We start from the raw sequence: 26,353 nt of genomic DNA, 5'->3' as shown, positions 1-26,353 counted from the left end.
AGATCAAGTTAGGAACAGCGTTCCTCGACGGGTTCCGGAGGCAGTTGGGGCCGTGGGCGCGGCGAGGGTCGGCACCGGCTCGCTCTCATCGCTGTGTCTTTGACGGGATCCACATGTCCGAGGCGTTGAAAGGGCCGAGGACTTCGGGCTCGGCAATACCTGCAAGCGCCCACCTCAATGCCATAAGCGTCACAGCCGTGACGGCATAGGCGTACCACAGCGCGCCTTTGCGGTGCGGAGTCATCTGCAGGGGGTACAGGACAGCCGCTGTCGCTATGAGGAACGTGATGGCTGTGAAGGCGAGGTAGGCACGCACCGCTGATCAGGATGAGCCACTCGCGATCCCTTTGCCCTGCGGAGCCCACGAACGAGGGCAGGCTGGCCACCACCCATCCGATGTACGCCGGAAAGATCATCGGGACTACAGAGAGAACCGTCAGCTTCAGTAGCTGGGCGGGCGTCGGCCTCCACGGTGGCGGCTTCTCCCCCTTGCCGGTGGACAGGCCGTGCAGGTAGAGCAGCGGGAGTACCTCGCTGATCTTCGGGGACTTCCTGGCCCAGGGCGGCAGGATCGCCGAGGAGAACCGCTTGCGCTCGCCGGTGGCCTCGTCGATCCGGCGGTCGTTCACGTGCGGGGCCCGAACCTCGACCGACCCGGCCGCGGTGGCAACCTTCCGCGGCTGGTGGTGGCCGTTACGGACCACCAGGCGACGCCCCTTCTCGTCACGCTGATCAGCCAACTCGGCTATGTAGGCATCGACTCCGGCTTCCAGGGCGGCGGCAAGCATCCGCCGGGCGCCCTCGCGGACGATCTCATCGATCAAGGAGCCGTTCGAGGTGCTGCCATCGGCATTGACTACGCTGAGCACGGGCGTGCCTTCCCGCCCGACGCGCCAACGTCGGCCTACTCGGTGACCTTCAATCGATCACTCGGGAAGGTACGCCCGTCGCGCCCAACCCGAGCCCGATCCACAGAGCTTGAGCATTGCTCAGCACGTCCAAACGGGCACCGCCGCCGATCCGGGCGGTCCGCGCCTTGGCATCAACCTCGATCGTGGTTATCGCCGAGACGTCGATGATCAGGCCACGGTCGCGTACGGCTCGACCGAGCCAGTCGTTGCCCCCGCTGAACACCGACAACGGCAGCCCGAGCGCGTGGGCGTCCGGATGGCGGCCTGGACGTCGGCGGTGGTCCGGCACCGGGCGACGCAGCCCGCCCGGGACGACACGGCAGCGTTCACATCGGAACAGCGTCCTCCGTGACCAGCCGTGCGGGATCCAGACCGTGGGCGCGCGCCAGGTCCTCGAATGGGACGGCCACAGGTTCTGCCTCCTCGTCGTCGTTTCTACGGAGCGGACCCGCGATGGCTTGCTCAGGCCGCGGCCGGGGGACGGCACGGCGGCCGACCCCGGTCATCTTCGATGACATGATGCGCATCGCGCTTGGCCGCCGCGCCGAACACCCCGCGCGCGGCGGTCACCGAGGCGGGTCTCCGCGCTGCACCCGCTCGAGCTCGCCTGGATCTCCCACCAGAACGACGTCCCCGACTGGCTCCGTACCGCCCAGGGCCACCGCGTCATTCCGGAACTCCGCCGGATACGGAGACCTACGTCCCATCAGGACACCCTTCCTCGGATCTGCAAGTTCCATTGTCAGAGTGTCCACCCCGCCGGGGTCACCTCAGCCACCCCCGTTACCGGACCGCTCGGCAGTTGGACGGACCACGACCCGCTGTTCTCCGGCAGCGGCACCTGTGTGATCCGCCCTTCCGCTCGACTCCGCACGCCCACCGGGGACTACGGTTGCCGGGCACGTGATGAGGGTTCAGCCCACCATCAGCGCGGAGGCGCGAGGTGCGAGGAAATGATCCATCACCAGCTCGGCCGCACCCTGGGCGGCCGCTTGATCACCCACGGCAGACCCCTGCACCAGCACCTCCTCGCGCGCCGCCACGAGTTCGCGGTCGACGAGGCCGGGGATGACGGGGAGGAACACCGAGCTGAGCCTGTCCCACAGCGGGCCGCCGAGCACCACCCGCGGTACGTCCAGCAGGTTCACCAGCACTCCGAGGCCGACGGCGACCCGGCGCGCCGCGCGCTCCAGGATGCGGAACGCGACGGCGTCGCCCGCGGAGGCGAGGGTGCACAGCGTGGAGCAGGCGTCGTCGACGGCGACGTAGTCGTTCAGGTTCGGCAGCGGCATCAGGCCGACCCGGGCGGCCTGGAGGACGAGCGCTTCCGGGACGCAGGCGGCGGCCAGGCCTCCTCGCCGGCCGCTCCACTCCAGTTGTTCGGCATCGGGGTCGACGACCAGGTCCCCGACCTCGCCGACGTTGTTCGTGGTGCCGCGGATGACCTGGTTGTCGAGCACCACCGAGGCGCCGACCCCGGATCCCAGGTAGAGGAAGACGAACGAGGTCGAGGACTGGGGTGATGAGCGGAGCTCCGCCGTCGCGGCGGCCGTGACGTCCTTGTCGAGGAGGACGGGCAGTCCCGTCGCTTCGTGCAGGTCCGTGCGCAGCCGGACGTTGCGCCAGTTGGGCAGTTGCGGCGGGTCGAGCAGCAGCCCGGCGTCGACGTCCAGCGGGCCCGGCGCCGCTATGCCCAGCCCAAGCACCCGGGCCCGGTCGATGCCGGCCTCGGTGATCAGACCGCTGACGGCGTCGGCGATGAAGGCGGTCACCTCGGACGGGTTCGTGGCCTGCGGCGTATGGTCCTGGCGGCCCAGCCGGACCTCGCCGTCGAGGCCGAGGAGCACGATGATGAGCCGGGCCGGATCGATGTGCACACCGACCGAGTACGCCCCGTCCGGGTCGGTGACCAACGGAATGCTCGGGCGGCCGCGGGCACCGCCCTCCGGCGTGCTCTCGCGGATCAGCCGGTCGTCGATCAGCCGGCGGGTGATGTTGGAGATGGTCTGCGAGCTCAAACCGGACTCACGCTGTAGATCGGCACGGCTGACGCCATGAGACCGGCGGACCAGGTCCAGCACCACCGCCTGGTTGAAGTCAGCCACCCGCAGCTGGTTGCTCCCTCGCCGCATGCCCCTCTCCTCACATCCGTCGACGACCAGCGATCCTCGCGGCCTTACGTAATTAATCAATTGGATTGATAATTCCTGCGCGATCGAGCGCATCCGGAGCCAGGAAACATGCCTGTACTCAAGCCTTGACTGGCCACGAACACGCCACTTACGATCACGAAACTTTATCCGATCCACTTGATAAAAGCATGGACCGGAAGAACCACAGTCAGGAGAGGTGACGCGATGAGCCGCAACCGTGTCCTTGCCGCTGCCATGGCCGGGATGTTGTTGACAGGGGCACTCACCGCCTGCTCGGGCTCGGGCGCGGACGAGGGCGAGGACGGCCCGGCGACCATCAAGCTGCTGGAGTACCAGGAGCCCCGCGCCAAGGTCATCAAGGCCCTCATCCCGGAGTTCGAGAGGGCGATGGCCAAGCAGGGGAAAAAGATCAAGGTCGAGCTGGTCGCCGACCCCCTCACCGACGAGCAGTTCCACACCAAGATCACGCAGCAGCTCCACTCCGGCACCGCGCCGGACGTCCTCGACATGGGCGGCAGCAACGTGACCGGTTTGGCCGGCGCCGGCTACCTACTCAAGCTCGACGACTACCTGGACAAGTGGGACGGCTGGGGCCAGTACTACACGTCGGCGAAGGAGAGCGCACGCCAGCCCGACGGCGGCTTCTACTCCGTCCCGCACGAAGCGAGCGTGCAGAGCCTCTTCTACCGCAAGGACGTGCTGCAGCAGCTGAATATCGACACCTCGCAGCCGCGTACGTGGGACGAGCTGATCGGCAGGCTCAAGAAGGTCCAGGCCAAGACCGGCGAGGCCCCGATCGTCATACCCGCCGGCACCGCCTGGGGCGCCGGCACATGGACGGAGGGCTTCTTCCCCCTCATGGCCGGCACCGGCAGCACCTTCTACGACGCCAAGTCCAAGAAGTGGACGCTCAAGAGCAAGGGGCTGTCGGCCACCTTCGGCCTGTACGACAAGCTCATCAAGGCCGACCTCCTTCCGGTGCGGGATCTGCAGAACCCCAACCCGTGGGAGCCGACCAAGTACGAGAAGTTCGTCAAGGGCACCCTTCCGGTGTCGGCCCAGGGCAGCTGGGGCTGGAAGTTCGACTGGGGCCCCGAAGGCGCGGCACCGCTGAAGAACCTGCGTGAGAAGGTCGCCACGTGGGACTACCCGGCGCTGGTATCGGGCACCAAGCCGTACTCGGTCAGTGGCGGCGGCTACGGCTACAGCGTCAACGCCCACGCCGAGAACCCCGATGCCGCCGTCGAGCTCGTGAAGTGGCTGAGTTCCGGGACGGCCCTGGCCAAGCAGCTGGTGACGGTGGGGGCGGTCTCGCCGCGCAAGGGCCTTACCGGCACCGCCCCGTACAAGAACGAGCCGTCGCTCCTCGAGGCGGAGCGCAAGCTGCCGGGCAGCATCCTGCCGCCGCGCGGTGACGGCGAGGACCAGGTGTCCCAGGCGATCCAGGGCGCGACGGGGAAGATGCTGTCCGGGGGCGCAGACGGCGGGCAGGCCGCCGAGGCCTTCGCGAAGGAGGCCAAGGAGCTGCTCGGCGACAATCGGGTGGCGGAATGACCACTGCCAAAGCCCTGTCCGGCCGACCGATCCGGCGACGGCGGGAGCGCGGAGTGCTGCCGCTGTTGCTCGGGCCTTCGGTCCTCCTGATCGCGGTCTTCGTGATCGCCCCAGCCGGTTACGGCGTCTACCTCGGTCTCACCGACACACAGCTGACCGGCTGGGCCGCACGGGACCCCCAGTTCGTCGGGCTGGAGAACTTCCGGAACCTGCTCGGCTCCGAGGACTTCCTCGCATCGCTGGGCCGCACGGGCGAGTTCGTACTCTGGTCGGCGATCGTCGGGCAGACGGTGCTCGGCATGGTCGCGGCGCTGCTGCTGCGCACGAAGTGGCTGCGCGGCAAGGGCCTGTTCGGGGCGCTGGTGCTGCTGCCGATGGTGGTGCCCGAGGTCGTCGCGTCGCTGACCTGGGCGAGCGTGCTCTCCTCCAATGGGGACGGCACCCTCAACCGGCTGCTCGCCCTGTTCGGCTCCGGTGCGGCGGCTCCGCTCCAGGACCATCCGATGGCGTCGGTGGTCATCATCAACGTCTGGCGCGGGATCGCGCTCGCCATGATCATGTTCCAGGCCGCGCTGGAGGACATCCCCGACGAGCTGATCGAATCGGCGCGCATGGACGGTGCGAGTGCGCTCCAGGTCTTCCGGCACATCACCCTGCCGCTGATCCGCGGCCCGGTGTTCCTCTACCTGCTGCTCACCACCATCACGACGGTCGGCGTCTTCGGCCTGGTCTACTTCCTGACCCAGGGCGGTCCCGGACAGGGGACGGAGCTGGCCTCCATCTACATCTTCCACCGCGCCTTCCAGTACTCCCAGATCGGCCTGGGCAGCGCCGCTTCGGTGATCCTGTTCGTCCTGCTGATGATCCTGGGCCTGACGTACGCCCGGCTGGCCAAGGTGGAGGTCTGATGGCGGCCACGCATGCGGTCGAGCCCCAGGCGGCCACCGCACCCGCCGGTCCCCCGCGTCGTCGTACGCCGACGTGGTCGGTCGTCCAACGAGCACTGCAGTACACCCTGATGGCGCTGCTGGCCCTGTTCTGCGTCGTACCGTTCGCATGGGTCGCGCTCACCGCAGTGGACGCCGACGGGGGACCCACGGTCAGACTTCCGGCGTTCACCGCGGACAACTTCGTCCGGTTCTTCACCGACAGCGGCACCCCGCGGCTGTTCCTGAACAGCGTCATCGTGTCCTTCGCGGCGACCGCGCTGAACCTGGCCTGCGGCCTCCTCGGCGCCTACGGGCTGTCCCGCTACCGGTTCCGCGGGCGCAGGACCTTCATGTTCGGGATCCTGCTGATCCGTGTGATCCCGCCGCCGGCGACGATCGTGGCCCTGTACCTGCTGATGGTCAAGATGGAGCTGGACGACAGCTACCTCGGCCTGATCCTGGCCGAAGCCGCGGCGGCGCTGCCGATCACACTGTGGCTGCTGAAGGGGACCATCGACGCCGTTCCGGCCGAGCTGGAGGAGGCCGCCTGGCTCGACGGGAACACTCGATTCGGCGCGATCCGCCGGATCATCCTCCCGCTGGTCGGCCCCGGTCTCGGCGCTGCGGCCATGCTGACGTTCATGCACGTGTGGGGGGACTTCCTCACCCCGCTGGTGCTGCTCCAGTCGCCGGACCTCTATCCGCTCTCGATCGGCCTGTTCCGCTCGTTCACCGCTTTCCACCAGGTCGACTGGGGCGTGCTCGCCGCGAGCGCTCTCGTCTACATGGCGCCCCCGGCCGTGCTGTACATCTTCCTGCGTCGGCATCTGATGCGTTCGAGCCTGGGCGGCGCCGTCAAGGGCTGACCGCTCGCGTCTACCGACACATCGTGGGCGACGGGCCGCCACGCCCTGCCTGGCAACATCCCATGAGCAAGAGGAGGCACTCTCTTGGTTGACGACAACCCGAACGGCCGGGTCCAGCTGGACGCCACCGCACTGGCGATGCTCCGGGTCCGCCGGTTCACCAAGTTCCGGATCCGGCCCGCCGTCTACCGCGACACCCGTCCGACCCGGATCACCGCGTGGACGGTCGGCGGTGAACCGGTGCCGTTCGCCGACGCCGTGACGAAACCGTATCTGCCATTCGCGCTCGGTGAGCCGTGGGGACGACCCTGGGACACGACGTGGTTCGACGTCTCCGGTGAGGTGCCCGCCGACTGGGCGGCCGGGGGGCAGGCGGAACTCGTCGTCGATCTGGGATTCACCGGCGATCAGCCCGGTTTCCAGGCCGAGGGGCTGGTGTACCGGCCGGACGGAGAGATCGTCAAGGCGATCGAGCCGTACAACTCCTGGGTCCCGCTGCCCGATCACGGCCCCTTCCGGCTGCTGATCGAGGCGGCCGCGAACCCGATCGTCCAGGTGCCCTACGAGTACGAACCCACGGCGATGGGCGACAAGGCAACGGCCGGCGACGAACCGCTGTACCGGCTCACCGACCTGTCGGTCGCCTGGCGCGACCAGGAGGTGTGGGAACTGCTGCAGGACGTGACCACCCTCGACGGGCTGGTCGACGTCCTTCCGGAGCAGGGTGCGCGACGCGCGGAGATCGTGCATGCCCTGGAACGGATGGTCGACGTCATGGACCCCGACGACGTGGCCGGCACCGCGGCGCGCGGGCGGGAGGTCCTCGCGCCGGTGCTGGCCGGCCGCGCGCCGGACAGCTCGCTGATCGTGTCGGCGGTGGGGCATGCCCACATCGACTGTGCCTGGCTGTGGCCGACCCGGGAGACCGTGCGGAAGGTGGCGCGGACCTTCGCCAACGTGCTGGACCTCAGCGAACGTCACCCGGAGTTCGTGTTCGCCGCCTCATCGGCGCAGCAGTACGCCTGGCTCAAGGACAGCCAGCCGCGACTGTTCGAGCGGGTCCGCCATGCGGTGGCCGCCGGCGTCATCCGCCCGGTCGGCGGCATGTGGGTCGAGTCCGACACCAACATGCCCGGCGGTGAGGCGCTGGCCCGTCAGTTCGTGCTCGGCAAGCGCTTCTTCGCCGAGGAGTTCGGGGTGGACAGCGAGGAGGTGTGGCTGCCCGACTCGTTCGGATACACCGCGGCGCTGCCGCAGATAGCCCGAGCCGCGGGCGCCCGCTACTTCCTCACCCAGAAGCCGTCCTGGAACGAGACCAACCCGATGCCCCACTCCAGCTTCCTCTGGGAGGGCATCGACGGCTCCCGGGTGTTCACCCACTTCCCGCCGGCGGAGACCTACAACTCCGACCTCGGCGCCGCCGACCTCGCCCGTACCGAGCGGACCTTCCGGCAAAAGGGCAAGGCGCGCCACGTACTCGGGCTGTACGGCTGGGGCGACGGCGGCGGTGGTCCCACCCGGGAGATGCTGGCCGCGGCCGAGCGCAAGCACGACCTGGACGGATCGCCACGGGTGCGGCTGGCCGACCCGGGCAGCTTCTTCCGCGCCGCCGAGGCGGAGCTGTCCGCGCCGCCGGTGTGGGTCGGCGAGATGTACCTCGAACTGCACCGCGCCACCCTGATCTCGCAGGCGCGGAGCAAGCGGGGCAACCGGCACAGCGAAGCCCTGCTGCGGGAGGCCGAGCTGTGGGCGGCGACCGCGGCCGTTCGCCGGGGCGCCCCCTACCCGTACGACGAGCTGAGGCGGATCTGGGAGACGGTCCTGCTGCTGCAGTTCCACGACATCCTGCCGGGTACCTCGATCGCCTGGGTCCACCAGGACGCCGAGCGGGACTACGGGCGGGTGGCGGACGAGCTGACGGCTCTGATAACGACCGCGCTCGACGCGCTCCGCGCCGATGCGGACGACGCCCTGGTCGCCGCCAACGCCGGCCCGTACCCGCGGCACGGCGTACCGGCGATGGGCCTGGGGCCGGCGACGCCTGCCGCGACGGCCACACCGCGTCCGGCGGGTGATCGGATCGTGCTCGACGACGGGATGCTGCACGTCGAGATCGACCGAAGCGGCACGCTCGTCTCGGTCGTCGATCTGGACGCGGACCGGGAACTGCTGCCGCAGGGCGTCGCGGGCGGCGTCCTCCAGCTCTTCCGCGACACCCCACGCGAGTGGGACGCCTGGGACATCAACGACGAGGACAAGCGCAGCGGCCGTGACCTCGTCGAACCGATGTCGATCGACATCGTCGACGATGCGGTGGTGGTGCGGCACGAGCGTGGCAAGACGGTGATCAACGTGTCGATCCGGCTGTCCGAGGGCAAGATCGATTACACCTTCGACATCGACTGGCATGAGTCGCAGAAGCTGCTCAAACTCGCCTTCCCGCTGGACATCCGGACCGATCGATCCACCTCGGAGATCCAGTTCGGTCACCTGCACCGGCCGATCCACCAGAACACCTCCTGGGACGCCGCCCGGTTCGAGACCGTCGCGCACCGGTGGATCCATGTCGGCGAGCCCGACTACGGCGTCGCCATAGCCAACGACGTGGTCTACGGCCATGACATCCGAGGCGGGCAGGCGCCCAGCGGCCGGCCGATGACGACGGCGCGGCTGTCACTGCTTCGCGCGCCGCGCTATCCGGACCCGTTCGCGGACCAGGGGCGGCACGCGTTCTCGGTCAGTCTTCGCCCGGGTGGGATCCCCGAGGCCATCGCGGACGGGTACGCCCTGCACCTTCCTCTGCGCACGGTGCCGGGCGCTGCCGCCGAGCCGCTGCTCGTGGTCACCGACCGCGCCGTCGTCGTCGAGAGCGTCAAACTCGCCGAGGACCGCTCCGGAGATCTCGTAGTGCGCCTGTACGAGGCCCATGGCAAACGCTCGCGCGCGACCGTGCGGACCCGGTTCGGCTGGCACGAGGCCGTCGCCACCGACCTCCTGGAGCGTGCCGTGGATAGCGAGGCGGTCCGCGGGACGACGCCCGGTAGCGGGGTCGAGCTCGAACTGCGCCCCTTCGAACTGCTCACCCTCCGCTTCCGCGACCCGGTGGCCTGAGGCTGTACGCATGGACAAGCTGAACGGAAAGGCAGACCACATGTCGGTTGACCAGTCCGAACCGCCCCGGCCGGAGTATCCCCGACCGCAGTTCCGGCGAGACCGCTGGCTGAACCTCAACGGCAGTTGGGAGTTCGAGATCGACCGGTCCGACACCGGTCGCGAGCGCGGGCTGGTCGAGCGGGAGCTGGCCGATGAGATCGTGGTGCCCTTCGCCCCCGAGGCCAGGCTCTCCGGAGTCGAGGAACAGGATTTCATGCGGGCGGTCTGGTACCGCCGCATGATCACCGTCCCTCGGTCGTGGGAGGGCGACCGCGTGCTGCTGCACTTCGGCGCGGTCGATCACGACGCGACCGTATGGGTGAACGGGATCGAGGTCGGACGGCACCGGGGCGGCTTCTCCAGCTTCACCTTCGATATCACCGATGCCGCCCCCGCTGGGGAGTTGGTGCCCCTGGTGGTGCGCGCCCGCGACGACCCGCAGGCCCCCCAGGCCCGAGGAAAGCAGTCGGTGCCGTACGCCCCGCGCGCGGCCAAGTACTGGCGCACCACCGGCATCTGGCAGACGGTCTGGATGGAGCCCGTGCCGCCGACCGCCATCCGCCGCCCGCGCATCACACCGAACGTCGCTGCCGGAGCGCTCGACGTGGAGGTGCCGCTCTCCGCCAACCTGCCCGGCGGTGCGGTGCACATCCGGGTCCGCGACGCTTCTGGCGACGTGATCGCCGACACGGTACGTGCCGACCTCGACCTGTCCGCGCGGCTGAGCCTGACGCTGCCCCCGGAGCGGATCCACCTGTGGTCGCCGGCCGACCCGCACCTCTACGACGTCGACATCGAGCTGCGCGACGCGGACGGACACGTGGTCGACAAGGTGGAGTCGTACGCCGGCCTCCGCAGCGTCGCCATCACGGGTAAACAGATCCGCATCAACGGCGACATCGTCTTCCAGCGGCTCGTGCTCGACCAGGGCTACTACCCGGACGGGCTGATGACCGCACCCAGCGACGCCGACCTGATCCGCGACATCCGGCTCGGCCAGGCGGCCGGGTTCAACGGTGCACGGCTGCACCAGAAGGTCTTCGAGGAACGCTACCTCTACCACGCCGACCGACTGGGCTACCTGGTCTGGGGCGAGTTCGGCGACTGGGGCTGCAATACCGACCAGGGCCAGTCCACGAACCAGCAGCCGGACGCATCGTATGTCCAGGAATGGCTGGAGGTGCTGGAACGGGACTACTCCCACCCGGCGATCATCGGCTGGTGCCCGATGAACGAGACCTGGCAGGACTACGGCGACCGGATCACCGCACTGGACGACGTGATGCGCGGCATGTTCCTGGCGACCAAGGCCCACGACACCTCCCGGCCGGTTCTCGACACGTCCGGCTACGCGCACCGGATCGCCGAGTCCGACGTGTTCGACAGCCACGACTACGAACAGGACCCGAAGGTGTTCGCGGCCAATCACCAGGCGCTGTCCGCCGGCGAGCCCTACGTGAACCGATCCGACAGCACCGGCGAATCCTGGTCCATCGGTTACCGCGGACAGCCCTTCTTCATCAGCGAGTTCGGCGGCATCTGGTGGAACCCGGCCGAGGCCGACCAGCCGCAGTCCGCCACCACATCCTGGGGCTACGGCGACCGAGTCCGCAGCGTCGAGGAGTTCTACACGCGATTCGACGGACTGGTCGGCGCGCTGCTCGATCACCCTGACATGTTCGGCTACTGCTATACGCAGCTGACCGACGTCTTCCAGGAGCAGAACGGCATCTTCGGCTTCGACCGCTCGGAGAAGTTCGACATCGAGCGCATCCGGGCGGCGCAACTCCGGCCCGCGGCCATCGAGCTCAGGGAGGGGCCCCGTACATGAAGGCCATCATGGTCATGTTCGACAGCCTGAACCGGCACATGCTGCCTCCGTAAGGCGCGGACTGGGTTCATGCCCCGAACTTCGCGCGCCTCGCGGCCCGCTCCACCACGTTCGACAACTGCTACGTAGGTTCGATGCCCTGCATGCCGGCCCGCCGCGAACTCCACACGGGCCGGCACAACTTCCTGCATCGCAGCTGGGGTCCGCTGGAGCCGTTCGACAACTCCACGCCCGAGCTTTTGAAGCAACACGGTGTGTACACCCACCTGGCCAGCGACCATCAGCACTATTGGGAGGACGGCGGCGCCTCCTACCACGGGCGCTACAGCACCTGGGAGTTCTTCCACGGCCAGGAGGGCGACGCCTGGACAGGGCAGGTGGCCGACCCGGAACCGCCGGAGGATCTGCGCAGCAACCGCAACGATCTGTGGCGCCAGGACTGGGTGAGCCGCGCCCACATGGACACGGAGGAGAAACATTCGCAGACGCTGAAGGACCTGGAGGTGCCGTATGTATTGACCTGCAGGGTTGTTCACGCGACTGATGGGTGGTTGACCGTCAAGTGCGGTGTGGCACCGGTGATGGTTGTAGGCGTGCAGGAAGTCCTCCAGAGCTTTGGTGCGCTCGGCGTTGCTGGAGTACGGGCGCACGTACGCCCACTCGTCGAGCAGGGTGCGATTCAGACGCTCGACCTTGCCGTTCGTCTGCGGGCGATAAGGGCGCGTGCGTTTGTGGACGATGCCGGCGGCGCTGAGGGTCCGGCTGAACAGCCGGGATCGGTAGCAGGAGCCGTTGTCTGTGAGTACGCGTTCAACGGTGATGCCGTGGCCGGTGAAGAAGGCGTTGGCGCGCTCCCAGAAGGCGGTGGCGGTCTCCTTGCGTTCGTCGGTTAGGACCTCGCTGCAGGCGAGCCGCGAGTGATCGTCTATGGCTGTGTGGACGAAGCTGTAGCCGGTCACTGGATTGCCGCCCTTGCGGGCGTCCGTGGTGACCTGCCGATTATTGGCGGCCTGCTGGCGGGCCATGATCCGATCGCTGCCGCCATCGGGGATGTTGCCTGATCACCGGGGCGCTGAGCTGACTGCCCGGCGACTCGGTGCTCGCGGTGGTCGAGCACTCCGCCGGCGCCGGGAATCGAGCCGGGCAGCCGGTGGCGGGCGTGTTACAGGAGGATGACGGTGCGCTCGCCGGGTGCGTCCTGGTGAGCCCAGGCCGCCTCGACCTGGTCGAGCGGGAACCGGTACGGGCGCACGGCCATTCCGCCCGCGGCGATCGCGGCGACGAGTTCGGTGAACTCCCGCTGTATGACCTGCATGTCCACTGAGCCGAAGCCGCTGCCCAGGATCCGGAAGGCGTTGGAGCGCAGAGCGTGCCCGGACAGGGTGATGGCGTCTCCGCCCATGCCGCCGATCTGCACCCAGTCGAGCAGGCGGGTGTGCTGGGTACGCGCTCCGAGGAGGGCGCGCATGGCGAGTTCGGTGGGCGGCCCCCACACATAGTCGAGGACCACGTCGACTTCTGCGGCGGCTTCGGCGAGCGCGGCCGTGGTGGCGTCCTCGTCGGGGACGAGCTGAACAACAGCGTCTGCGCCTTGGTCCGTGAGTTCGTCGAGGCGGGAGCGGTTGCGTCCGGCGGCGATCACTCGCGCCGCGCCGAGGTGCTTGGCGACCTTGACGGCCATCGAGCCGGCGTTGCCGGTCGCGCCGTGCACCAGAACCGACTGCCCGGCCTGGAACGGGACGCGCGTGCGCAGCGCAGCCCATGAGGACAGGGCAGGGTTCATGGTGGCGACCAGGAGTGCGGGATCGGCTCCGTCCGGGACCGGGATGACGGCGGCCGGATCGATGACGATGCGCTCGGCCAGGGTGCCGGCGCCCATGACCATGACGTAGCCGAGGCTGCCGTCTGCCCGGCGGACGACGGCGTCCGCACCCGCCAGGGCGGGCAATGTCTTGGGACTCGTGTAGTGCTTGCCGGCGGCGATGCCGCGGGTGGCGGGGTGCACGCCGACGGCGAGGACGTCCACCAGTTCCTGGCCGGGGGCGGCCTCGGGGGCGGGGATGGAGCGGAAGCGCGGCGGCTCGTCGAAGGACTCCACAAGCGCGGCATTGATCATGGACATGTGCGTTTCCTTTGTGTGGCGCACGACACCGATAAGACACGATGCCGTTTCTTACGGGCGCCAAGCGTACAGCCGCAGGTTAAGATACGCAAGCGAATCTAAATGCATGGAGAAATACCATGAGAATGGACATAGGGGGTAGTGGTGAGTGAGCGGCGCACGGAGGGAACTCCCACCCGGCGCAGGGGCGCCGCCCTGGAGAACGCGATCACCGATGCCGCCTGGGAGGTGCTGGTCGAGCTGGGCTACAACGGCTTCACCTACGAGGCCATCGCGGCACGCGCCGGAACCAGCAAACCGGTGCTCTATCGGCGCTGGCCGCAGCGCGAGGACCTCCTCATCGCCACACTCACCCGGTACTGGCATCCCCTCGACATCCCTGACACCGGCAGCCTGCGCCAGGACGCCCTCACCCTCCTGCGTAGGGTCAACGCCGAGCGGGCTCGCACGGTGATACTCCTGCGCATCCAGCTGGCGGACTACTTCCGCGAGACCGGCACCAGCTTCAGCGACCTGCGCAGCCGCCTGCGCCCTGCGGATCAGACGCCCCCCTTCGCACAGCTCGTCGACCGGGCCGTCGAGCGCGGCGAGCTTACGGATGCGCCTCGCTCCGAACGCGTGGTGAACCTGCCCTTCGACTTGGTGCGCCACGACGTACTGATGACCATGGGCGCGGTGCCGGACGAGAAGATCGTCGAGATCGTGGACACGGTGTGGCTCCCGCTGCTCGGCCTGTCACCCCACGGCACGCGGACAGGACGCTGAGCTCCCGCAATGACGCACCGCCACAACTCCCGAGCCCTATGAGCTCCCGCCCTGGGTGTCAAACTTTGAGGTCTTGGCTCGCAATGCACCCTCAATCTCCAGCGGGACGAGACTGAGGGGAACCTCTCGCAGCACCACAAGCGAGCAGCTCAGGCGCTTCGGTGCCGAAGTCGATAAGCGCGCACGTGCAGCGCAGACTCCCAGCTCGACCACGGCCGCCCTACGGCACAGGCACACCCGGCATCGGCACCAAAAACTCCGTCCGATTTCTCCGTCCGCAACATGTCGCCATGGCCGGCACCTCGGCCGCACTGGCCACCATCAACAACGCTTGTGGTCAATACAGCAGGGATGTCCAGCATCAGCATGCCACGACACGCTGCACATCCTCGGTGATCTGCTCGACGGTACGGTCGAGGCCGTACCCGAGATCGTGGAGCAGTTCGCGCAGGTCGGCGGCCTCGGACTCGCGGGCCTGCGCACGGCGGAACACGACCAGGACCTGCCAGAGATAGTCCAGCTCCCATCCGGGCAGGCACAGCGCCCTGATGGCTTCGCCCGCACAGTCGGCCGGCTGTTCCATCTCGGCGGCCAGGCGGCCGATGCCGCAGGCCGCTCCCTCCAAGACGCCGACGGACAGCACGAACCGGTCCCCGTCGAACCGTTCCGCGGCGACTCCGCCGGCTCGGGCAACGACGCGGAGCACCTCCTCGAGGTACCGCACATCGTGCAGCCATGAGGAATCACCGGGCAGGACACGCGGCCGGTCCGGGTCATGCAGCCCTGACGCCATGGCACGGCCCTCCCGTCTTCAGATGCTGCCAGCGCCAGCATTCCGCATCATCCCCGCCTTCAGCGCCTGGTTCCAGAAATCCGGCCGTCTCCCGCACCACCACGCGCGCAGCCGCGCGAGCCGGCGAGCTCGCGCACCAGCGCGACCGCCTCTTGCGGGTCGTCCAGCCACCGCGCGGCGACTTCATCGCCGGCCGCGATCAGGTCCACCGCAGCAGCCTGGCCGGTGACACCATTCCGCACCCGCTCGCCTGGGGGCGCTGTGGCGTGGCGTGCACGCCGTGCTGCCCGGCACTGCTGTGGATCGGGTGCCCGACGGGCTCCGAGCGCCGCCGGGCCCGTGGCCTGAAGGTCCTCGACAAGCTGACCGCGGACAGCGAGCTGATCACCGTCTCGTCCGTTGCCCGCGCCGCCGACGCCCCGTCAACTGCATGCTGACAAGGGCTACGACTACGACCATCCGCGCCGCTGGCTCAGCCTGCGGCAGATAGCCCACCGCATCGCGTCCTGTCCATCTCCAGACAAGCGCGCCTTCGCCCGGCCCGCAGCGCCTGCCGGACATGGGTTGACGATGCTGTAGTGCGGCTGTTACTGGCACATTATCGTCGCCTCGGGTGAACTTGTGGAGTAGCAGTGACGCAAGAAGCTGAACCAGGATGCTGCAAGTCCGGTGGCATGTGACTCTGCTGGAATGATCTTGCTGCTGAACGTGAAGCCGCTGAGTGGGTTCTTGCCCGCTTGGATAATGAACTCGGTGGCGCCGAGGCCGACGTAGGCTTGATACGGCGATACGGCTGTCACTTCTGTTTCGCAGACAGTCATGTGCAGCATGCGGCCGCTGTAGTCGGCTTCGTCTTTTATCTCGCTGTCGTACAGCTCGAATACCTTCGACTGAGGGACGATGCCGGGGCTGCCGGCACCGATCCTGCTGAACGGGGTCCGGCGCAGGGCAGCATAGGTGGCGAAGAGCCCACCGTACGAGAAGCCCCACAGCCCGGTCGATGTGTCATCGACGCGAAACTCTGCACTGATGAGTGGGTGGAGTTCGTCGACGAGAAAGGAAAGGAATTTGTCGGCGGCAGGGTTTTGCAGGTTGTGCCAATAGAGCTTTGCGGCGTCTGCATCGAGGTACCCTGCCTGAACGAGCAAATCCAGGCTCTCCGCGTTAGTGGTGGGCAGCAGGGGTTCGCCCGGGGGGAGCAGGTCACGAGCGCGTACCGCGAGCAGCCGGGTGGTGTCTTCGCCGATGTAGCCGACGCTCACCTGGATGAAGGGCTCTACAGGATTGATCGGGTCGTCGCGCACCATCTGCATGGCTGGAGCGGTCTGAGGAGCTGTCAGGTTTCCGTCCGGCTGATAGATCGCGGGGTATCGGCGTTCCGTTTCGGATTCGTAGCGGGGTGGAGTCGTCACCCATACACCGAACTGGGCGCCCACCGCCTCCGACTCGAGTTCAAAGTATCGCGTTCCCGGCAGCATCGCGGCCAGCGGCGGAGTGGTCTCTGTCCACATGATCCTGGTCCTCCTTCGAATGTCATCCGTTCAATTCCCCGGTTCTCACTTGGCAGCGACTGGCGGTCGCTCCGGCGGAACCATTCCCAGCGTCTTCAGCATGCAAGCGAGCGACTCGGTTTGCTGGGTGAGCACGATCTCCTTGTCGGTGGCCCAGCCGTGGCCGGAGTCGCTCCAGATGCGGATGAACACGGGCGCGTCGCCACCTGTGGCCGCCTGCAGGCGGGCACCGAACTTACGGGCGTGCCATGGCGGGCATCGCGGGTCGGTGTCACCGGCCTCGATGAAACCGCCGGGTAGTCGACGCCGTCGCGGAGCAGGTGGTAGGGCGAGAACGTGGCGCGGCGCCGGACCTCGTCCGGGTCGTCGATGCGCGCGAACTCCGTATCGACGATCCACCGGCCATAGCCGTCGCGGCAGGCGCCGATGAGGTCGAAGATCGGCACGCGCGGGACCACCACGCGCCAGAGGTTCGGCCGCTGCGTCGCAGCGACGCCGCACATCAGTCCGCCTCCCGACCCCCCGGTCAAGGCGAGCAGGTTCGGGCTGGTGGCCCGGGTGGCGACGAGGTCCCCGGCGATCGCGTACAGGTCGTCGTATCCGTTCTGCTTGGCCTGCTGGCGGCCGTCGTGCCACCAGTCCCGGCCGAACTCCCCGCCGCCGCGCAGGTTCGTGTGCACGAACACGCCGCCGGCCGCGACGAACGCGGCCATCGCCCCCGGGTACTGCGCAACCCACGGGGCGCCGAAGCCGCCGTACCCGTACATCAGAGCCGGACGCGGCCGGTTCAGCAGGACGTCCCGGCGGCGCACCAGGTGGTAGGGCACCCGGGTGCCGTCCGCGGAGGTGGCCCAGCCGTCCTCGATCAGACAGTCCTCCAGCAGGACCTCTGGCTCCCGCAAGGTCTCCAGCAGCGGCGCGCCCGGCCGGTGCCGATAGGTGCCCCAGGAGCTCGTCAGCGTCGAGAACGCGAACGGCAGCTGGTCGGTCGGCGTGGGCCCGAGGATGTTCATCATCGCGAACGGCAGCTCCCCCACCGCACCTTTGCCCGGCAAGGGGACCATTCCGCGCGCAGCGCCGTCGTGGTCGACCACGCGCAGCCTGGAGTAGGTCTCGACGAACTCGTGCACGTAGAGAACGTCCCCCACCGGGCGTACGGCACGCACGGTCACGTCGGTCTCCGCCACGATCGTGCGCCACGAGCGGGGTCGTCCGGGGTGGTGCTGTTCAGGCCGATCGCCACCACTCGGCCGCGCGGTGCCCCGGCGTCGGTAACCGCGATCCACTCGTTTCCGACCAGGAATCCAGCCAGGTTCAACGAAGCGTCGGTGACGAACTCCCGCCACGCCAGGTTCGTCGGGTCGTGCAGCTTTGTCACCGCCACCGGAACCGGGGCGAACAGCCCTTGCACGGCCACCGCATGCCGCCCGTCCGCCGAGGCGACGACGGCACGGTAGTCGTCACCCGGCAGCCACGGCACGTCGACCGCCACCGTCGACGGCGTGCCGTGACGCAGGTGCAGCCACACCTCGTGCGCGGAGCTGACCGGGTCGTCGTCGGTGCCGGTGAAGAAGAATCCGGATGAGTCGGGCAGCCACTTCGCGCCGCCAGTCCAGCTGTCCGGTGAGGAACTGCGTGGGCGCGACGGTTTGCTGGTTTCCGCTCGCCCCTGGCCCGGCTCAGTCCGAGCACGCGGGCGACGGCGGCCTTGAGGTTGTCGTAGCGGGGCTTGCCCCGAGGGACACCGCCCAGCGTCCGCAGCGGGTGAACGTGCCCTTCGAAGAACGCCTCCTGGCCGCAGGAGGCGAACACGCTTCTCTGTACTTCAATCAGTCAGTGTTGTCGGACCGGTTAATCCTGGGCCTGACGATCTCCGAGGTTATGAAATCAGCTGGTGGCAGGCCCAGAGGTCTGGAAAGGTGCCCTCGTGATGCGTGAGTCTGACGTGATTGAGGTGCTGGGCCTGCTGGCTAGCGCCGGAGTGACCGCGTGGGTGGATGGCGGGTGGGGGGGGTGGATGCCTTGATCGGCGAAACCACGCGCGAGCACTCGGATCTTGACCTCGTCGTACTGCTCGACCAGGTCAATGTGGTCCGGACGACGCTGAAACAGGCTGGCTTCGTCCATGTCCTCCGGGACTGGCTGCCAACCGCGTTGGCGGTGGCCGATGCCACCGGCCGAGAGATCGACCTGCACCCCATCACCGCAACGGCGGGAGGGGGCGGGGATCAGCTGCTGCCGGACGGCGACCGGTTCCACTACCCGGCGCCGGTGGCCGGCAGTATCGGTGGGCACGAGGTGCGGTGCGTCGATGCAGTGACTCAGGTGCAGTGCCACGGTGGCTATGACTTGACCGAGAAGGACCGGCTGGACATGGCTCGACTGCGGGCACGCACCGGAGTCGCGCTTCCCGACGATTACCTGGGGACGTCGTCCGGGCTCTGAAGCGGTCTGCGGCCTTCGGGCGGCACTCTGGTGCGGGCTGCCTCACCCGAGGGCGCCGGTCCCGCACTTCGCCGTGGTCGGCCTGCCGCCGAAGGCGGTCGGCTTGTTTCTTCTTGTCGGTGATGTGCCGCAGGCTCTCTTGCAAGGCGGCAACCTCGCCCAGCCACTGCATCCGGCGGGCCTCTTGGAGCCGTTCCCGGGTGTTGGCTTCGATCTCCAGCAGCCGGGGAGCTTGGGCGAGGTCGAGGCGGAGCATCGGGCATCGGGTATCGGGCATCGGACGCAGGCTTCTCTGAACTACTTCAGGCCCCGCCCCTACTACCTCTCTTGAGGGCTTTGACAGTGTGGGTCATCCGGGCAAGGTGAAGAGCACCTCGTCGACTTCCTTGCCTCGCCCGTTCGCGTAATCCCGCTCGCTGCCGGTGACCACGAATCCGTACTTCTTCAGGACCTGGATGGAGCCGACGTTGTCCGCAGCCACGCGGGCGTGCAGTGGACGCTGCGGTTCGACGCCGAGCAGCTCTCGCAGCGCAGCGGTAGCAGCTCCTCGGCCCCAGTATTGCCGCCCGATCCAATACGTGACCTCGCGTTCCTCGGGCGGGCCGAACACGGCAACGTGACCGACGACTTCACCGCTACCGCCGACGATGGTGCGCGCTATGACCGCTGGATCTTTGCGGATCCGTGCCCAGTGGGCCTGGAAGTGGGCGCTGTCTGATGGGTCCTTGGCGGTGAACGCCGCCATCCGGATCCCCTCCGGATCGTTCATCTGAGCGAAGAAAACGGGCAGGTCAGAGTCGCTTACTTCCCGCAGCATGACCTTCATTGGAGCCTCCTGACTAGCAAGTTTGGCCGATTCAGCGTTCATGGGCGGTCATCCTGCCAGGCGCCAGTGACAGGGCACCGTCAGAGATCAGGTCGGTTGGGGTGGGCGGAAGAATGCTCCACGGTGCGACCGGCGATCTCGCGGAATTCCGGCATGCCGAGGTGGATGACCCGGTTGCGGGACGCTTCCGCGTCGAGCTGGGCCAGCTTGTTCTCCGCGCCGGCGAGGCTGACCTGAAGTCCTTCGACCTCCCCAAGCCAGCCCTCCCGCTCGGCTTCGGCGATTCGGACGATCAGGTTGTCGCGGATCTCGGCGAGCCGTGTCCGTTGGGACGGGTCAGGTCGGAGGAACGAGCATCTGACACAAGCGTGCTCATGAATGCACGCGGTTCCGAAGGCGCGTGCGCAGGTGCCGATGGACACCTTCCGCTTCTCGAAGTGGGCGAGGAAGGCATCCCACTCTTCTTCAGTCGGGGTCCGGTACTCCTCGCTGGGGCGGGAGGCCCGACGGCGGGCAATGAAAGCCCGGTGGGCCTCGATCGTTTCGGCGGGATAGACCGCCTTGTATCCGATCGTGGTGTCGATGCTTTTGTGCCCGCAGATCACCTGGGCAATGTGCGGGGGCAGGCCGTTCATGACGGCGTCGGTCACGAAGAACCTGCTTGTGTCCGCAAAGCCCGTGTGCGGATGTGCTCGTGTGGGGATTGGGCAGGCTGATCCCCCGACGCTCGGTTCGCAACGGGGGTCGTCGAGCGTGTTGCATTCCAGAGGAAGATATGTAACGCGGATCACACCCTTGAGTGCTCGCGGATGAGCTCGCCAGCCTCGGACCCAGGCGAAGGCCCTTGGGGCGATGTCAGCGGTGGCTGCGATGCTGCCGCCATGACTCCTTGGAACCTGCTTGTCCTGGACAAGGCCCTGCGAGCCAGCTGGGCCGCCGACACCTGCTCGCCCGACGATCAGGCCGAGTGGTATCCCGACAACCCTGCCTGGGGCCACTGTGACATCACAGCTTTGATCGTCAATGACATCTTCGGCGGCGACCTCATGGTCGGTGAGGTGCACCTTGACGGGGATCAGCACGGCTTTCACTGGTGGAACCGCCTGCCCAGCGGCGTCGAGCTCGACTTGACCCACGAGCAGTTCAAACGCGGCCAGGCTGTAACCGCAGCCCGTGTCGTCGAACGCCCGCCCGGCCCTCTGCGCCGTTGGGACGAGTACCTGCTCTTGCGCGAGCGCGTAATCAAGCACCTCGGTCACCTGCCGAAGCCCGCCATCTGACCAAGAAGTCAGGGATTGTCCGCTTTCGTGTCGGTGTCGCAACTGCAACTCCCGATCACCGTGGTTCGCGGTGCGGGAAGGCGGCTCACTCGGCTGGCCCCGGCCAGGGACTCGCGAAGCCGAGCGATTCTCGGAGCTTCGATTCAGCGCCACTCGGGGCGTAGGTCACTTCCACAAGTGGCATCGGGCCACTATAGGACCTCTCCGGCGCGTGATCACGTCGCGTACTCGCGGTGCCGGACGAGGGGGTGAAGCGAGGTGCGGGCCGGCGGGAGGTCGGGTGGCCGGCTCGTCGAAGCGGGGCGACGGCTCGTCACTGCCTGGGCCGGTTGGCCACGCCCACGCGACCGATCGGGCCCGGAGCAGGAGAAGGCCGCGTCCGGGCGATCCGGACGCGGCCTTTGCCGTGCGGCGGGGCGGGGCGCCCGCCGGATCGTTGGTGTGCCCTGGGAGTGAGCCAGGGGTGCTAGGAGTGTGTTATGAGGGAAGGTTCCACTTCTGGGTGCCGAGGCCGTTGCAGTCGTATATCTGGAGGCGCGTGCCGTTCGCGGTGGCGCCCTGGGGGATGTCCAGGCAGCGGCCCGACTGCGGGTTGCGCAGGGAACCGTCGGCCTGCTGCCGCCACTGCTGGCCGCCGGCGTTGTTGCACTCCCACAGTTGCACCTTGGTGAAGTTGGCGGTGCCGTTGCCGTCGATGTCCAGGCAGCGGCCGAACGCGCGCAGTGTGCCGTCCGGCGCCACCGACCACCGTTGCCCGGTTGCCGTGTTGCAGTCCCAGAGTTGTACGGCCCTGCCGTCGGCACTGGTGTTGGTGTCGACGTCGAGGCACTTGCCCGCGACCCATGGGGTGGTGACCTGTCCGACCGGGCCGCCGAGTTGACCGGTGTTGAAACGGACCTGACACTGGTTGCCGGTACCGAGCCAGGTCGCGCTCAGGTAGAGGAAGCTGGTGCCGTCCGCCCGCGGTGTGATGGGGGAGCTGTAGCCCGGACAGGACGGCTCGCCGGAGCGGTAACCGCCGGTCGGGTCCGTCTTCACGGGTGCTTCGATCTCGGTCCACTCTCCGGTGCCGAGGTTGGTGTTGGACAGGATGACGGTGCCGGACTCCGCCATGACGGTCTTGTTCCCCGTGGGCCCGGTGACGACGCGCTGACCGGACATCAGCAGCGTGCCGTTGGGGCCGCCACCCGGCTGCCAGGCCAGGTACGGGGTGTGCAGCAGATGCCGGCCGTCGCTGGTCCGCACGAGAGTCCCCGGTGCGTCGGCAGGTGCCCAGTTCAGGCCGTCCGTACTGGTCTTGGTGTACACCTCGCAGGCGTGGTCGGCGTCGGTGGCGTCCCGGCACATCTCATACGCCATCATGAATTTCCCGCCTGCCACCGGGACGACGATCGACATGCCGGGGCGGGCCAGGTCGTCGGCGGGGAAGGCCACGTCCTGGGTGAGTGCGGAGCTCCAGGTCCGGCCGCCGTCGGTCGAGGTGTAGTGGCCGATGACCTGGTTGTTGGTCGGGGTGTTCGCCGGCCGTTCGTCGGAGATGAAACAGGCGAGCGTGTTGTTCGGCGCGAGCAGGAACCACGGTTCCCAGATGCCGTGGCCGATGGTGTTCGGCATCCCGCTGCTCTGGGTGCAGTTGGACAGGTACTGCCAGGTCCGGCCGTGGTCGGTGCTCTTGAAGACCTCGATCTTCTGCGCCGTGAAGTCCCCCGCCTTCCAGGCGGTGCCGGCGGCGAGCAGGTCACCCGCGTTCAGGCCGTTCGCGGTGCGGGGCACCTCGTACAGGACGGGGGCTTCCAGGTCCCAGCCCGCGGTGTGTGAGGTGATCGTGGACATGGGGGTGGAGCTCCAGGTCCGGCCGCCGTCGGTGCTGCGGTAGAGGGGCAGCGAGTTGGGGCCGCCCTGATTGCGCCGGGCGAACGTGGCCAGCATGGTCTGGCCCGATGAGCCGTCGTGGTCGAGGCGGATGGCGCGCGGGTAGCTGTTGTCGCCCTGTGGGTTGGCGGACAGGTCCGGCGATGCCAGGACCTGTCCGGCGGGTGTGGCGGAGGCCGGCGAGGACCACAGGGACATCAGCGCGGCCAGCAGTACCAGGATGCCGAGCACGGCCGGTGATCTGTGTCTGGGCGCGGACAGGCGCACGGAACCACTCCTTCGCGGATGAGTAGGGGGGGCTGGTGCCCGCAACGGGTTGCTTCGTGCGGCTCACTCGGCTCGGCCGGCTCGCGGATCGTCCCCGATGTGCGGCTCGCTCCGGGTGTCCACGTCGAGCGCGGTACGGGCCACGACGCTTCCGCCCTCCGCCACCAGGGCCAGGTGCAGTCGTCCGCTGGTCCGGCCCTCGGGCAGCGTCGCGGGCACCTCGACGGCCTCTCCGAGGACGTACGGCTTGGCTTCGGCGTGGCACCCGGGCACGGGGCTGCCGGGGGATTCGGGAGCGGCCGCGTACACGGCGGTCCAGGTGGTGTGCAGGGTGCCCTCGACCGGTTCGGTGCCGTGGTGGGAGACGCGGACGCCGACCGTGAACTCCCGCGTGGCGGTGAGCAGATCGCGTCCGGGAGCGACCGGTGTGAGGTCCAGGACGAGCGTGGTGGGTGCGTTCACATGGCCCGGGTCGACGCCCGCGAGGTCCTTGGCTCCGCGGTGGAAGTCCAGCAGTCCGGCGCTCTCGTGCTCGATGTCGTACAGCTCGGTGTAGACGTAGCCGGCGAGCCGGTCGTGGCGGCGCAGTTCCTGTGTCTGCCAGCGCAGGTGCCAGGCGCGTTCCAGGCCGGTGAAGCCGCCGCCGTATTCGCTGTTGAGGTTGGGCAGGCCGCGCAGCGGCTGTCCGGTGACCGCGAGCTGCTTGTGGACGACCAGGTCCGGGCCGAGTTTCACGGGGAAGTCATCGCGCCGGCCGGAGAGGAGATCGGCGACCGTGGCGGCCCATGACGCGGCGCTCTCGTCGTAGTAGTGCCAGTCGAGCAGGTCGGTTCTGACATGGGTCCAGCCGGAGTTGTCGACGGCGGGCCGGGTGGGGTCGAGGGCCTTGATCCGGTCGTAGGCGTCGGCGACCGCCTGTTGCTTGGCCGGGTCGCCGGGGAGGTCCCAGTCCAGGCCCCACTCCTCGTTGTACAGGCCCCAGATGATGATGGCGGGAGAGTTGCCGTCGCGTTCCACCATGGGCTGGATCTGCTCGGCGAACCGGGCGGTGGACTCGGGCGAGAAGCGTCCGGGAGAGGCGGGCTCGGCCCACAGCAGCATGCCGAGGGTGTCGGCGTGGTGGACGAAGCGGGGGTCTTCCAGTTTCAGGTGCTTGCGTACGAGGTTGTAGCCGGCGTCCGCGGCGAGTTCCAGGTCCCGGCGCAGGGCCGCGTCGTCGGGCGCGGTGATCCCGGTGTCGGGCCAGTAGCCCTGGTCGAGCACGCCGCGGATGAACAGCCGGTGCCCGTTGAGATACAGCGCCTCGCCGTCCACCGCGATCGAACGCAGCCCGGTGTAGGAGGTGACGCGGTCGGTGCCGTCGGCGCTGGTCAGTTCCGCGTCGACGGAGTACAGGTGCGGATCCTCGGGTGACCACAGCCTGGGGGTGGCCACCGGCAGTACGGCTCCGGCCCGTCCGTCCGGGCCGATGTCCAGGGTGACGGTGGAGTCCTCGCCGCGCACCCGCAGGCGCAGCCGCGCGGTGCCGGACTCCGGGCCCCGCACGGTGGCGTCGACGGCGATACCGGTCAGGTCGTGGGCCGGGCGCAGTCGCAGCGTGGCGAGATGGGTGGCGGGGCGTGACTCCAGCCAGACGGTCTGCCAGATGCCGGACGACGGGGTGAAGCAGACGCCGTCGTAGTCGTCGCGGGGCATGCTGCGCTGCTTGCCGTGGACGATGTCCAGCTTGTCCGCGGGGGCGTGGACACGCACGACGAGGAGTTGCTCGCCGTCACCGAGCGCGTCCGTCACATCGGCGGAGAACGGTGTGTAGCCGCCTTCGTGGTGTGCCACCTCCGTGTCGTTGACCCACACGGTGGCCTCGTGGTGGACGGCGCCGAAGTGGAGGACGACGCGCTGCCCGGACCAGGCGGACGGCACGGTGAACGTGCGGCGGTACCAGGCGGTCTCCAGCCAGTGCGCGGCGATGCCGGAGGCGGGGGTCTCCCAGGCGAAGGGCACCGTGATCCGCTGGTCGTAGCCGTCCGCGGCGGCCGCGGTGTGCTGTTGGGCGGGGTCGGCCCGGAAGTCCCAGCTGCCGTTGAGGTTGAGCCAGGCGTGCGAGCGGTCGAAGAGCGGGTTGGGGTACTCGGGGCGGGGGACGGGCATGGGTGGGTGTGCTCCGATCGTGAGCTCAAGGGGCGCGGTGTCGAGCCGGGTGCGGTGCGGGCGTCAGCCCTTGACGCTGCCCGCGAGGATTCCGTTGATGAAGTGGCGTTGCAGCAGGATGAAGAGCAGCAGGACGGGCAGCATCGCGATGCTGCCGGCGGCCAGCAGTTCACCCCAGACGCTCCCGAAGTCGGCGCCGATGCGGTTGCCGGTGACGTTCTGGGCGAGGGTGGACAGGACGACTTGCAGGGTCTGGTGGCTCTCGTCGTTGACGGCGACGACCGGCCACACGAAGTCGTTGTAGATGTTCATCGTGGTGAGCACGCCGAGTGCGGCGATACCCGGGCGGATGACGGGCACCACGATGCGGGCGAAGATCCCGAACTCGCCGGCTCCGTCCACGCGCCCGGCGTCGAGGAGTTCGTCGGGGACCGCGGCGATGGTCTGCCGCATCCAGAAGATGCTGAAGGCGTCGATGCTGCCGGGCAGGATCAGTGCCTGGTAGGTGTTGACCCAGCCCAGCTGGCTCATCTGCAGCAGCAGCGGGATGATCAGTACCAGGGTCGGCAGCATCAGGGTGAGCATGAGGACGCCGAAGAGCAGGTCCCGCCCCGGGAAGCGGTACTTGGCGAAGGCGTAGCCGGCCAGCGGGCAGAAGCACATGGTCAGCGCCCCTTTGACCACGACGACCAGCACCGTGTTGAGGAAACCGGTGCCGATCGGCACGTCGTGGAACATCGCCTGGTAGTTGTGCAGCGTGGCCGAGCCGGGAGAGAACGACAGCGGGGCGCGGACGATCTCGTTCGGTGGCTTCAGGGAGGAACTGATCGCCCACCAGATGGGGTAGACGAACAGGACGGCCAGGCCGGCGAGGAAGACGTACTGGAGAGGACCGGGTCTGGGCTGGGACAGGCTCTTGTGCTTCAT

General features: G+C 68.3%; 23 protein-coding genes and 3 pseudogenes. 10 read left to right on the top strand and 16 right to left on the bottom strand.

Annotated features, from left to right (window positions below; genetic code table 11):
* Positions 1–85: 85 nt before the first annotated feature.
* The 4 genes and pseudogenes from PS467_RS41395 to PS467_RS41380 form a co-directional block, all read right to left on the bottom strand.
* Positions 86–316, bottom strand: coding sequence for a hypothetical protein (locus PS467_RS41395; protein ID WP_311040123.1), 231 nt, complete (start codon positions 314–316; stop codon positions 86–88).
* 178 nt (positions 317–494) lie between these two features.
* Positions 495–869, bottom strand: a pseudogene (locus PS467_RS41390) (transposase); the annotation flags it as partial.
* Between the two features lie 49 nt (positions 870–918).
* Entirely contained in the window at positions 919–1,200 is a 282-nt protein-coding gene (locus PS467_RS41385; RefSeq protein ID WP_311039648.1) for an FAD-binding protein, read from the bottom strand.
* Positions 1,201–1,825: 625 nt separating this feature from the next.
* Positions 1,826–3,043: an ROK family transcriptional regulator gene (locus PS467_RS41380; protein WP_311039647.1), complete on the bottom strand. Its 1,218-nt coding sequence runs from the start codon at positions 3,041–3,043 to the stop codon at positions 1,826–1,828.
* A gap of 225 nt (positions 3,044–3,268) precedes the next feature.
* Between PS467_RS41380 and PS467_RS41375 the strand changes: the two genes are divergently transcribed.
* The 6 genes and pseudogenes from PS467_RS41375 to PS467_RS41350 form a co-directional block, all read left to right on the top strand.
* A complete protein-coding gene (locus PS467_RS41375; RefSeq protein ID WP_311039646.1) occupies positions 3,269–4,618 on the top strand; it encodes an ABC transporter substrate-binding protein in 1,350 nt (449 codons plus the stop codon).
* Positions 4,615–5,526, top strand: coding sequence for a carbohydrate ABC transporter permease (locus PS467_RS41370; RefSeq protein WP_311039645.1), 912 nt, complete (start codon positions 4,615–4,617; stop codon positions 5,524–5,526). Before PS467_RS41375 ends, PS467_RS41370 begins: the two co-directional genes overlap by 4 nt.
* Positions 5,526–6,413: a carbohydrate ABC transporter permease gene (locus PS467_RS41365; RefSeq protein ID WP_311039644.1), complete on the top strand. Its 888-nt coding sequence runs from the start codon at positions 5,526–5,528 to the stop codon at positions 6,411–6,413. The genes PS467_RS41370 and PS467_RS41365 overlap by 1 nt, the downstream gene beginning before the upstream one ends.
* A 138-nt stretch (positions 6,414–6,551) precedes the next feature.
* Positions 6,552–9,524: an alpha-mannosidase gene (locus PS467_RS41360; protein ID WP_311040108.1), complete on the top strand. Its 2,973-nt coding sequence runs from the start codon at positions 6,552–6,554 to the stop codon at positions 9,522–9,524.
* A 10-nt stretch (positions 9,525–9,534) separates the two neighbouring features.
* Positions 9,535–11,397, top strand: a complete 1,863-nt coding sequence (locus PS467_RS41355; protein WP_432280707.1) for a glycoside hydrolase family 2 protein — start codon at positions 9,535–9,537, stop codon at positions 11,395–11,397.
* A gap of 80 nt (positions 11,398–11,477) precedes the next feature.
* Positions 11,478–11,756 (top strand): annotated as a pseudogene (locus PS467_RS41350) (sulfatase-like hydrolase/transferase); the annotation flags it as partial.
* 153 nt (positions 11,757–11,909) lie between these two features.
* Here the strand turns inward: PS467_RS41350 and PS467_RS41345 are convergent.
* Positions 11,910–12,455, bottom strand: a pseudogene (locus tag PS467_RS41345) (integrase core domain-containing protein); the annotation flags it as partial.
* 104 nt (positions 12,456–12,559) lie between these two features.
* Positions 12,560–13,519: a quinone oxidoreductase family protein gene (locus PS467_RS41340; protein ID WP_311039643.1), complete on the bottom strand. Its 960-nt coding sequence runs from the start codon at positions 13,517–13,519 to the stop codon at positions 12,560–12,562.
* Between the two features lie 141 nt (positions 13,520–13,660).
* Here PS467_RS41340 and PS467_RS41335 point away from each other — a divergent pair, with 141 nt between their 5' ends.
* The gene (locus PS467_RS41335) at positions 13,661–14,284 is read left to right on the top strand and encodes a TetR/AcrR family transcriptional regulator (protein WP_311039642.1); all 624 of its coding nucleotides are present in this window, start codon (positions 13,661–13,663) and stop codon (positions 14,282–14,284) included.
* Between the two features lie 361 nt (positions 14,285–14,645).
* Here PS467_RS41335 and PS467_RS41330 read toward each other — a convergent pair whose 3' ends face one another.
* Positions 14,646–15,077, bottom strand: coding sequence for a hypothetical protein (locus PS467_RS41330; protein WP_311039641.1), 432 nt, complete (start codon positions 15,075–15,077; stop codon positions 14,646–14,648).
* 59 nt (positions 15,078–15,136) lie between these two features.
* Entirely contained in the window at positions 15,137–15,286 is a 150-nt protein-coding gene (locus PS467_RS41325; protein ID WP_311039640.1) for a hypothetical protein, read from the bottom strand.
* 57 nt (positions 15,287–15,343) lie between these two features.
* On the opposite strand from PS467_RS41325, the gene PS467_RS42270 reads away from it, so the two are divergent.
* Positions 15,344–15,514, top strand: coding sequence for a hypothetical protein (locus PS467_RS42270; protein WP_432280706.1), 171 nt, complete (start codon positions 15,344–15,346; stop codon positions 15,512–15,514).
* 150 nt (positions 15,515–15,664) lie between these two features.
* Here the strand turns inward: PS467_RS42270 and PS467_RS41315 are convergent, their stop codons facing one another.
* The 3 genes from PS467_RS41315 to PS467_RS41305 form a co-directional block, all read right to left on the bottom strand.
* Positions 15,665–16,588, bottom strand: a complete 924-nt coding sequence (locus PS467_RS41315) for an alpha/beta hydrolase (protein WP_311039639.1) — start codon at positions 16,586–16,588, stop codon at positions 15,665–15,667.
* A gap of 95 nt (positions 16,589–16,683) precedes the next feature.
* Complete coding sequence (locus tag PS467_RS42340; RefSeq protein WP_311039638.1) at positions 16,684–17,775, bottom strand: prolyl oligopeptidase family serine peptidase; 1,092 nt, start codon at positions 17,773–17,775, stop codon at positions 16,684–16,686.
* Positions 17,757–18,080: a hypothetical protein gene (locus PS467_RS41305; protein ID WP_311039637.1), complete on the bottom strand. Its 324-nt coding sequence runs from the start codon at positions 18,078–18,080 to the stop codon at positions 17,757–17,759. The genes PS467_RS42340 and PS467_RS41305 overlap by 19 nt, the downstream gene beginning before the upstream one ends.
* 497 nt (positions 18,081–18,577) lie before the next feature.
* Here PS467_RS41305 and PS467_RS41300 point away from each other — a divergent pair, with 497 nt between their 5' ends.
* Positions 18,578–19,033, top strand: coding sequence for a nucleotidyltransferase domain-containing protein (locus PS467_RS41300; protein ID WP_432280705.1), 456 nt, complete (start codon positions 18,578–18,580; stop codon positions 19,031–19,033).
* 349 nt (positions 19,034–19,382) lie between these two features.
* Here PS467_RS41300 and PS467_RS41295 read toward each other — a convergent pair whose 3' ends face one another.
* Together PS467_RS41295 and PS467_RS41290 are read right to left on the bottom strand one after the other, a co-directional pair.
* A complete protein-coding gene (locus PS467_RS41295) occupies positions 19,383–19,859 on the bottom strand; it encodes a GNAT family N-acetyltransferase (protein WP_311039635.1) in 477 nt (158 codons plus the stop codon).
* Positions 19,860–19,939: 80 nt separating this feature from the next.
* A complete protein-coding gene (locus tag PS467_RS41290; RefSeq protein ID WP_311039634.1) occupies positions 19,940–20,509 on the bottom strand; it encodes an integrase in 570 nt (189 codons plus the stop codon).
* 231 nt (positions 20,510–20,740) lie between these two features.
* On the opposite strand from PS467_RS41290, the gene PS467_RS41285 reads away from it, so the two are divergent.
* A complete protein-coding gene (locus tag PS467_RS41285) occupies positions 20,741–21,139 on the top strand; it encodes a YunG family protein (RefSeq protein WP_311039633.1) in 399 nt (132 codons plus the stop codon).
* 477 nt (positions 21,140–21,616) lie between these two features.
* Here PS467_RS41285 and PS467_RS41280 read toward each other — a convergent pair whose 3' ends face one another.
* The 3 genes from PS467_RS41280 to PS467_RS41270 all read right to left on the bottom strand — a co-directional run bounded on the left by PS467_RS41280 (position 21,617) and on the right by PS467_RS41270 (position 26,353).
* Positions 21,617–23,278, bottom strand: coding sequence for a ricin-type beta-trefoil lectin domain protein (locus tag PS467_RS41280; protein WP_311039632.1), 1,662 nt, complete (start codon positions 23,276–23,278; stop codon positions 21,617–21,619).
* Positions 23,279–23,341: 63 nt separating this feature from the next.
* Entirely contained in the window at positions 23,342–25,426 is a 2,085-nt protein-coding gene (locus tag PS467_RS41275; protein WP_311039631.1) for a glycoside hydrolase family 2 protein, read from the bottom strand.
* A 63-nt stretch (positions 25,427–25,489) separates the two neighbouring features.
* Positions 25,490–26,353 carry a carbohydrate ABC transporter permease gene (locus PS467_RS41270; RefSeq protein ID WP_064455286.1) on the bottom strand — a complete coding sequence of 288 codons (864 nt, stop codon included), beginning with the start codon at positions 26,351–26,353 and terminating at the stop codon, positions 25,490–25,492.

It is taken from the genome of Streptomyces luomodiensis, from assembly GCF_031679605.1.
Classification (GTDB): Bacteria; Actinomycetota; Actinomycetes; order Streptomycetales; family Streptomycetaceae; genus Streptomyces; species Streptomyces luomodiensis.
This window is presented reverse-complemented; position numbering and strand designations above follow the sequence as displayed.

What these genes read in the sequence shown, in the direction of transcription:
- PS467_RS41340 (WP_311039643.1), bottom strand. Translation starts at nt 13,519, where the DNA reads ATGTCCATGATCAATGCCGCGCTTGTGGAGTCCTTCGACGAGCCGCCG.
- PS467_RS41370 (WP_311039645.1), top strand. Translation starts at nt 4,615, where the DNA reads ATGACCACTGCCAAAGCCCTGTCCGGCCGACCGATCCGGCGACGGCGG.
- PS467_RS41380 (WP_311039647.1), bottom strand. Translation starts at nt 3,043, where the DNA reads ATGCGGCGAGGGAGCAACCAGCTGCGGGTGGCTGACTTCAACCAGGCG.
- PS467_RS41270 (WP_064455286.1), bottom strand. Translation starts at nt 26,353, where the DNA reads ATGAAGCACAAGAGCCTGTCCCAGCCCAGACCCGGTCCTCTCCAGTAC.
- PS467_RS41295 (WP_311039635.1), bottom strand. Translation starts at nt 19,859, where the DNA reads ATGAAGGTCATGCTGCGGGAAGTAAGCGACTCTGACCTGCCCGTTTTC.
- PS467_RS41365 (WP_311039644.1), top strand. Translation starts at nt 5,526, where the DNA reads ATGGCGGCCACGCATGCGGTCGAGCCCCAGGCGGCCACCGCACCCGCC.
- PS467_RS41275 (WP_311039631.1), bottom strand. Translation starts at nt 25,426, where the DNA reads ATGCCCGTCCCCCGCCCCGAGTACCCCAACCCGCTCTTCGACCGCTCG.
- PS467_RS41360 (WP_311040108.1), top strand. Translation starts at nt 6,552, where the DNA reads ATGCTCCGGGTCCGCCGGTTCACCAAGTTCCGGATCCGGCCCGCCGTC.
- PS467_RS41285 (WP_311039633.1), top strand. Translation starts at nt 20,741, where the DNA reads ATGACTCCTTGGAACCTGCTTGTCCTGGACAAGGCCCTGCGAGCCAGC.
- PS467_RS41355 (WP_432280707.1), top strand. Translation starts at nt 9,535, where the DNA reads ATGGACAAGCTGAACGGAAAGGCAGACCACATGTCGGTTGACCAGTCC.
- PS467_RS41375 (WP_311039646.1), top strand. Translation starts at nt 3,269, where the DNA reads ATGAGCCGCAACCGTGTCCTTGCCGCTGCCATGGCCGGGATGTTGTTG.
- PS467_RS41315 (WP_311039639.1), bottom strand. Translation starts at nt 16,588, where the DNA reads ATGTGGACAGAGACCACTCCGCCGCTGGCCGCGATGCTGCCGGGAACG.
- PS467_RS41330 (WP_311039641.1), bottom strand. Translation starts at nt 15,077, where the DNA reads ATGGCGTCAGGGCTGCATGACCCGGACCGGCCGCGTGTCCTGCCCGGT.